At 54.8% G+C, this 6,891-nt stretch carries 6 protein-coding genes; 4 read left to right on the top strand and 2 right to left on the bottom strand.

The features are described from left to right. Positions 1 to 502 (bottom strand): DNA alkylation repair protein (locus tag Q0362_RS04795; RefSeq protein ID WP_298120495.1); only part of this gene is annotated, 502 nt, incomplete at its 3' end. A gap of 122 nt (positions 503 to 624) precedes the next feature. Between Q0362_RS04795 and Q0362_RS04790 the strand changes: the two genes are divergently transcribed. After that, positions 625 to 1,569 (top strand): N-acetylglucosamine kinase, encoded by a 945-nt coding sequence (locus tag Q0362_RS04790; protein WP_298120493.1) that lies wholly within the window; start codon positions 625 to 627, stop codon positions 1,567 to 1,569. Between the two features lie 58 nt (positions 1,570 to 1,627). After that, the gene (locus Q0362_RS04785) at positions 1,628 to 3,364 is read left to right on the top strand and encodes an amidohydrolase (protein WP_298120490.1); all 1,737 of its coding nucleotides are present in this window, start codon (positions 1,628 to 1,630) and stop codon (positions 3,362 to 3,364) included. An 83-nt stretch (positions 3,365 to 3,447) separates the two neighbouring features. Here the strand turns inward: Q0362_RS04785 and Q0362_RS04780 are convergent, their stop codons facing one another. Next, complete coding sequence (locus Q0362_RS04780) at positions 3,448 to 4,446, bottom strand: FUSC family protein (protein WP_298120488.1); 999 nt, start codon at positions 4,444 to 4,446, stop codon at positions 3,448 to 3,450. A gap of 68 nt (positions 4,447 to 4,514) precedes the next feature. On the opposite strand from Q0362_RS04780, the gene Q0362_RS04775 reads away from it, so the two are divergent. Both Q0362_RS04775 and Q0362_RS04770 read left to right on the top strand, forming a co-directional pair. Next, positions 4,515 to 5,324 (top strand): inositol monophosphatase family protein, encoded by an 810-nt coding sequence (locus tag Q0362_RS04775; protein ID WP_298120485.1) that lies wholly within the window; start codon positions 4,515 to 4,517, stop codon positions 5,322 to 5,324. A gap of 128 nt (positions 5,325 to 5,452) precedes the next feature. Then, positions 5,453 to 6,721 carry a M23 family metallopeptidase gene (locus Q0362_RS04770; RefSeq protein ID WP_298120482.1) on the top strand — a complete coding sequence of 423 codons (1,269 nt, stop codon included), beginning with the start codon at positions 5,453 to 5,455 and terminating at the stop codon, positions 6,719 to 6,721. The last annotated feature ends 170 nt before the right edge of the window (positions 6,722 to 6,891 follow it).

Below are 6,891 nucleotides of genomic sequence, written 5' to 3'. Positions count from 1 at the left end.
CATCATCGAACTCCAGCGCACGAATGAACGCAAAGGTGAACATGATGGAGAGCCTGCGCTCCCAGAGTGATTCACTGTGAGCGAGTTCTAGGAGTAGCTCTCGTCTATTTTCATCTGGCAGCAAGAACTCACCGAAGGTGGGAGCGCTGGTGTCGATCAGATCCCAGTTATTGACGTATCCGGCCTGCACGCTGGAGAGATAGAGCGCAAAGAGCTCTGCCTTCTCAACCTCAGACTTAGAGCGCTTGTAACGGTTGACCAAGATGTGCAGAGCACACAGCCTCACTTCGTGGATAGGGGACTGCAGAAGCTCAAGAGCTTCTGCAGGGGGAAGGGACTTATGTCTCTGAGCAATCTCTCGTCCTTGGGGAACGGTGAGGCCGATAAAGATGTCGCCTTCGCCATATTCGCCAGGTCCGGTTTTGAAGTAACCAGCAGAGTGAGCTGCTCTTTCGGGGTCTGCTAATTCCTGCAGATCCTGAATTACTTCTTGTGCACTCACCTCTCAATTATGAATCACGAAGGGGATGTACTTTCAGCTCTCATTTCGACGGATCAGTATGTTCAGCAAGTAACCTGTGGGAAGGCTCATTGAAGAGTCATCTGCGTGTGGAAGGTAATGCCATGAATGCTTCGTCGGGAGAAAACTTCACCCTTGCGCTGGATGCAGGGCAGACCGGCGTTCGAACGTTACTGATCCGCGGTGATGAAAAACACACGCAACAGTTCCCTGGTCTCAAGACTGATTCGGAGCTCTTTCCACAACTTGCCACCATCATTTCTTCGGCACTGGCGAGTGTGAATTCTCCTGTCTCTTTGTCTATTGGGATGACGGGACTCACGGCGTCGCAGAGCAAGCCGGAGGAACTTCTAGGGTTACTTCCTGCCACTGTTTTTCGTGTGTCACTAGCTCATGACTCCATTACCGGCTTCTTAGGAAGCATGGGAGTAGAAAACGGAACAGTGACTGCGGTGGGAACTGGGGTTGTCACTCTTGCTGTTGGAGTAAATGAGATGGCCCGCATCGATGGCTGGGGAAATCTCATCGGTGACGCAGGGTCGGCGTATTGGATTGGTCGCGCTGGGCTTGATGCCGGCATGCGTGTCTATGACGGACGCATCGCAGACAGTTCGTTGATCTCACTACTCAAAGACAATTTCTCCCACCCTGAAGAGGCCTACATCGAGTTACAGACGAGCCATGATCGGGTGGCGCGTATCGCCTCCTTCGCGCAGCAGGTCATTGAGCATGCTCAAGAAGATGCCGTTGCTCGCGCGATTGTGGAGGAAGCAGGTAGAGAGTTGGCAATTTCAGCAGTGACCGGTGCTCGACGCGTTGGATTGTTAGGAACCAAGTCACCCCGATTTAGTTGGGCTGGAAACATGATGAAAGCACAGCAGCTGAAAGATTCCTTCCTGTCGCATATATCCGAGGCGGTGCCCCATGCTGAGTTTGCTGAGCCACTCGCGGAGCCCATTGACGGGGTTGCGGTGATGGACCTACTTCCGGAGAACTCACCGCTTCGGAGTGTGATTCACACAGCGTCACGAAACCTTCACGCTGTATAGACCAAACGTTCAGTTACAACTGGTAGCTTGAACTTCGAACGAAACGAAGGAGTTCACCATGTCTGCAGGTTGCTGCTCAGCACACCCCGTTACCCAAGATCACCTCGGGGCTGCAATCAGCTCCGCCGGAACAAGCGTCACCGCGGCGAATCACGCTGCTGGGAAAGCTGTTGGAGCTGCTGCTGAGATCTTGGTCGTCGGCACGATTGCCACAGGCAATCCTGCTGCCCCTTTGGCAGAAGCGATGGCTATCTCTGGTGGAGCCATCATCGGCATCGGTGCACTCAAGGATGTTGAAGGCCTTGTTGATTCCTCCACCAAGACGGTGAAACCTGAGGGCATTGTCGTTCCTGGCCTTATCGAGCCTCACATGCACATCTGGACCTCACTGCTCAACCTCACCTGGACCGATGTTTCACACGAAGTGTGTGCGACATTCGACGATGTCGTTGCCGCGATCAAGGCATCAGCTGCTCAGACTCCAGCAGGACAATTTGTCTACGCTAAGTTGTTTGACCCCAGCTTGTACCCAGGCGAGCCTGACCTGACCCTCGACATTCTTGATGCGGCTTGCCCCAACAACCCTGTTGTGGTCATGAATGCGTCGATGCACTACCTCTACGCAAACTCTGCTGCGTTTGCGGCCGCTGGCGTTACGTACGACACTCCAGATCCAGTTGGTGGCAACTTCGGTCGCGCCGATGGCAAGCTCACTGGCGTTATTGGTGAAGCCCCTGCCCTGATGATGATGCTCAGAGGAATGCCAAAGCCAACTCCTGCTGAGGTGGGAGCGGGCATCACTGAAATTTTGACCGAGTGTGCCAAGCAGGGAGTTACCTCTCTTCGTGAAGGTGCTACCGGCAGCATTGCAGGCGTGAGCGAACTCGCGACATTGCACCAGCTCAATGGCGTGAAGCGTCTGCCCGTACGTGTTTCCACAGCACAATTCGCCATCATGGCTGGCAAGACTCCAGAACAGGTTGCACAAACGTGGAAGGACGCTGGCGTCACTCCGTTTAGTGGTGACGAGATGGTCCGTGCAGATGCCTGGAAGGTCGTCGCAGACGGATCTAACCAGGGCCGTTCCGGCTACTTCATGCAGCCATATCTCGGTGAAAACAACGGTGGTCACGGCAACTGGACGCCTGAGACATTGCGCGGTGCGATTCGCGCCGGCCTGAACGATGGATGGCAGATCAACGTGCACACCAACGGTGACGCTGCGGTGGAAATGGCCCTCGAAGCCATGGAAGAAATCCTTCCTGGCAGCGCTAACGCTGATTTGCGTCACTCATTCATCCACTACTCCGTCACGACTGATGACCAGCTGGCGCGCACTGCCAAGCTCGGCATCTCGGCAACCTTCTTGATGAACCACGTGCTCTATTGGGGCGCTGCCTTCCGTGACACGATTCTGGGTGCAGAGCGTGCTGATCGACTTGACCGCGTTGCTTCGGCAATCAAGGCGGGTATTAACACCAGCCTTCACTCTGACTACAACGTAAGCAAGGTTCACCCCCTGCTGAGCGCTCAAACAGCAGTGCTGCGTCGCTTGCAGGCCGATGGTTCAGTGCTCAACGCAGCCGAATGTGCAACTCCTGCTCAAGCGCTTGCTGGGATCACCACGAACGCTGCGTGGCAGATCCACGCTAACGACCGCGGTTCTCTTGAAGTGGGCAAGCGTGCAGACTACGCCGTTCTCGACAGCAACCCCTGGACATCTGACCCAGCAAGCTGGGACAAGATCGTGGTCAACGAAACCTATATCGACGGAACACTCGCCTTCCAGGCGTAGTTCTCACACATCAATTCACCCTGCTTCAGGACAACAGTCTTGGAGCAGGGTGAATTTCTTTAACACAGAGTCGGTGACAAAATCTATGTCGTCGCGGTTGTCACTTCGACGTGCTGATTGAGCCCACCACGCCAGAACATGAGGCGTTCAATACCCAGCACAAGAAGGCAGGCAATAGCCGCGACGATCGTTGCGTAAAGCCTGTTATGTGACACGGCGACAATATCTGAAGCACTTCCAGAAATCAGCACTACGCCAGGGGTGAGGAACATGACGTATTCCCAATACTTCTTGTGGGGAGTGATGCGCATGAGCAGGGCTATCTCGAGGAACACAAAAGCTGCTGCGTAGTAGAGGAAGTCAGGAAGTCCAGAGGCACCGACACCAATGGCAACAAGGAATCCCAAGATAGTTCCTGCAGCGCGCTGAATTGCCCTACTCGTGCTCTGGCCTGCATAGGGGTAGATCAGGATGATCACGATGGTGAGGGTGAGCCACACCCCTAGCTGTTCGTGGCGGTAGACCGAGGAGAAGTATCCCGCACCGGCTAAGAGGACACCGAGGTTCACGGCATACATCAGATTCACCTTGAACGGGTAAACCTTAACTTCTGTTTGTACAGGCTTCTTGACTAAGAGCATTGTGAGGAGAGCAGCTGCAACGAGGCAGCCCATCGCGATAGCGGCGGTGAGCAGAGCATTAGGCACTGCGCCAGTGGCTACCTTGGGCGGGTCGGCAATGACCGCTGCGGCAAGCACCGGGAACATGAAGTTCCACAGTGACAACCCCCACTTGTTGACGGCACCCAGTCCTGCACCACACAGCAGCATCAGTCCGGCAGAGGCCCACGGGTTGTCACTCACCAGAGAAGCAGCGAAAGTGCTGACCCCAGTTGCGATGGTGAGAAGAATCATTCCACGGCCGTGTAATCCCATCATGGAGAACAGTCCACCCATGGCGGCAAGCATCGCCAGTGAAGCTGCAGATTTCCAGCCAATTACCAAGACAAGTGCGGTGGGAATAACCATGAACAGGAGCGAACCAAAGAACATGACATTTGCTTTAAGTGCGGGTCTAGCCATGGCCTAAGTAAAGCAGAATTCGTAACCGGAAGGGGATTCCCCTGCAACAAGGCTTGTAGCCTTGGAGCATGGCTGTAACCTCCGCAGAACTTCTCGACATTGCTCGCACCATCGCACTCGAAGCCGGTGAGCTGATTGCTCGTCGCCGAAGCGAGGGAGTAGTTGTGGCAGACACCAAGTCCAGCTCCATCGATGTGGTGACGTTCGCGGACCGCGAGTGCGAAGAGTTCGTCAAGGGTCGACTTGCTGATCTTCGTCCCGAAGATGGCTTCTATGGTGAAGAGGGCGGTGACTCCACCGGGACCTCAGGCCTCACCTGGATTGTTGACCCCATTGATGGCACGGTCAACTACCTTTACGGCATCCCTCAATTCGCCGTGAGCATTGCCGTGGTCGAAGGCACTCCAGACCCAGGTTCTTGGAAGCAGCTTGCTGGTGTGGTGTTCAACCCGATGAATGACGAGCTCTACTTTGCCTCGCAGGGAGGCGGTGCTTTCCTCACCAAGGCGGGCAAGACAGAAAAGCTTTCGGTCAACCAAGAAACCCTGATGGCCCACACCTTGTTAGCAACCGGCTTTGCCTACAGCTCTGAACTTCGTGCGGAGCAAGCTGTGGTTTTGAACCGTATTCTCCCCGCCGTGCGCGACATTCGCCGTGCAGGTGCAGCTTCCTTAGATCTGTGTGCTGTGGCCTCTGGACAGCTTGATGCTTACTACGAACGTGACACCAAGCCCTGGGATTACGCCGCTGGTAGCTTGGTTCTTCGCGAAGCAGGCGGAGTTGTCGGAGGCCTAGCTGGTGCTCCAGAAGGCCGAGACATGCTGTTGGCGTCCAATACCCACTTGTTTTCTCAAATAGAAAAACTCCTGCTCAGTTAGGAAAATTCACTCTCTGAATACCTTTCTAGGTGGTCTTTCTCAGGCTTCATCTGTAGCGTTAACCATTCCGTTATATTTCATCCCGCAGGGCACAGGCCCCGGTAATGAACACGTAAGGATAAGTTTCAGTGTCACAGGACCCCCGTGAGATTTCTGCTGGTACCCAGCAGAGCTCAATTGGTGACCCTGCACAGCCACTGACACGACGTGAACTCCGTGCCCGAGAAGCACGACTGGCTGAAGAGCAGCGCGCAGCTGAGCGTGAAAACAGCACAATCACCACACCTGAAGTTGCTGCCCAGCAAGTAATGCCTGAAGTTGCTCCTGTCGTGAGCGAAGAGCCCGTGGTGATGCGCCGCGATCGAAGCAACAGACCTCCACTGGCTGATGTTGAAGTCCAGACAACTGTCGTCGAACCTGTCGTTGAACTTCCTGACCCTGTCGCAGCAGAGGCAAACACCCCCATCGTGGGAATGCCCATCATTACTCCCACAGTCACTGAACAGAAGCCAGTGATTACCGAACCACCGGCAACCACTGCGTCCTTGCCGGCACCAATTTCTCTGATTGCACAGACATCTACTCCGGCAGAGCCAACACCTTCGGTGAAGGTGCGCCTCAAGCACAAGCGCCGTTCGGGTCAGCCTCAGATTGTTGCTCCGAAGTCACGCAAGCGACGCGGTGCTCAGATTTTCAGCATGGTTGCGATGGCATTTGTCGCTGGCCTCGCCATCGCGACCAGTGTTCCTGCAAACGCGTTGCTTTCTCCTGAGGAAATTGCGATCCAGACAGAGCAAGCCCGCCTCTCTGCATTACCTATTGGTGATGGACAAACTGTTGAGGGCACGGGTGAAACCTTAAGCGTTGGCCGTGATGGCGTCAGCGTCACCGCTGCACAGGCCGCCCCAACAATGGGTGCCTTCTCCGTGAAGAAGCTGTCGGTAAACGTTCCTGTTTCCACCAACGGAATGCAATGGCCAGTGCGCGAAGTAAAGATTTCTTCGCCCTTTGGTGACCGCACCCTGTGGGGTCGTTACAACTTCCACACCGGACTCGACTTTGATCCTGACTATGGAACACCGATTTATTCGATCGCAGACGGGATCGTTTCTCTCGTTGAAAACCCAGGTCCGACCTGTGGTGTTGCTGTCTTTATTGAGCACAACGTAGATGGAAACAAATTCACCAGTGTCTACTGCCACATGGTGGTGGACTCAGTGCCGTTCAAGGCAGGTGACACCGTCGAAAAGGGTGACCTCGTTGGAAACATCGGTTTGACCGGTGTCACCACTGGTCCGCACCTCCACTTAGAGATACGCGTCAATGACGTCCCTATTGATCCTTACGCTTTCCTTGTCCAGCACGCTGGCAAGGCTGCAAACGAGTCGCGCAGTTAGACCATCCACACAGCACTAGCTGGTGCGAGAACACCAGAGCTCGAGTGCGCACTGTCGAGGATGATGTCTCCAGAGGGAAGTACAAAGTCTTCCTCGCTGTAGTTGATGAAGACCGTCACGTCGCCATTGCGGAAACCAAGGACGTTCTTCGGAGTTCCCTCAATCCACTC

The organism is uncultured Aurantimicrobium sp. (genome assembly GCF_936931525.1).
Classification (GTDB): Bacteria; Actinomycetota; Actinomycetes; order Actinomycetales; family Microbacteriaceae; genus Aurantimicrobium.
Note: the sequence above shows the minus strand (reverse complement) of the source record. Positions and strands in the feature narration are given on the sequence as shown.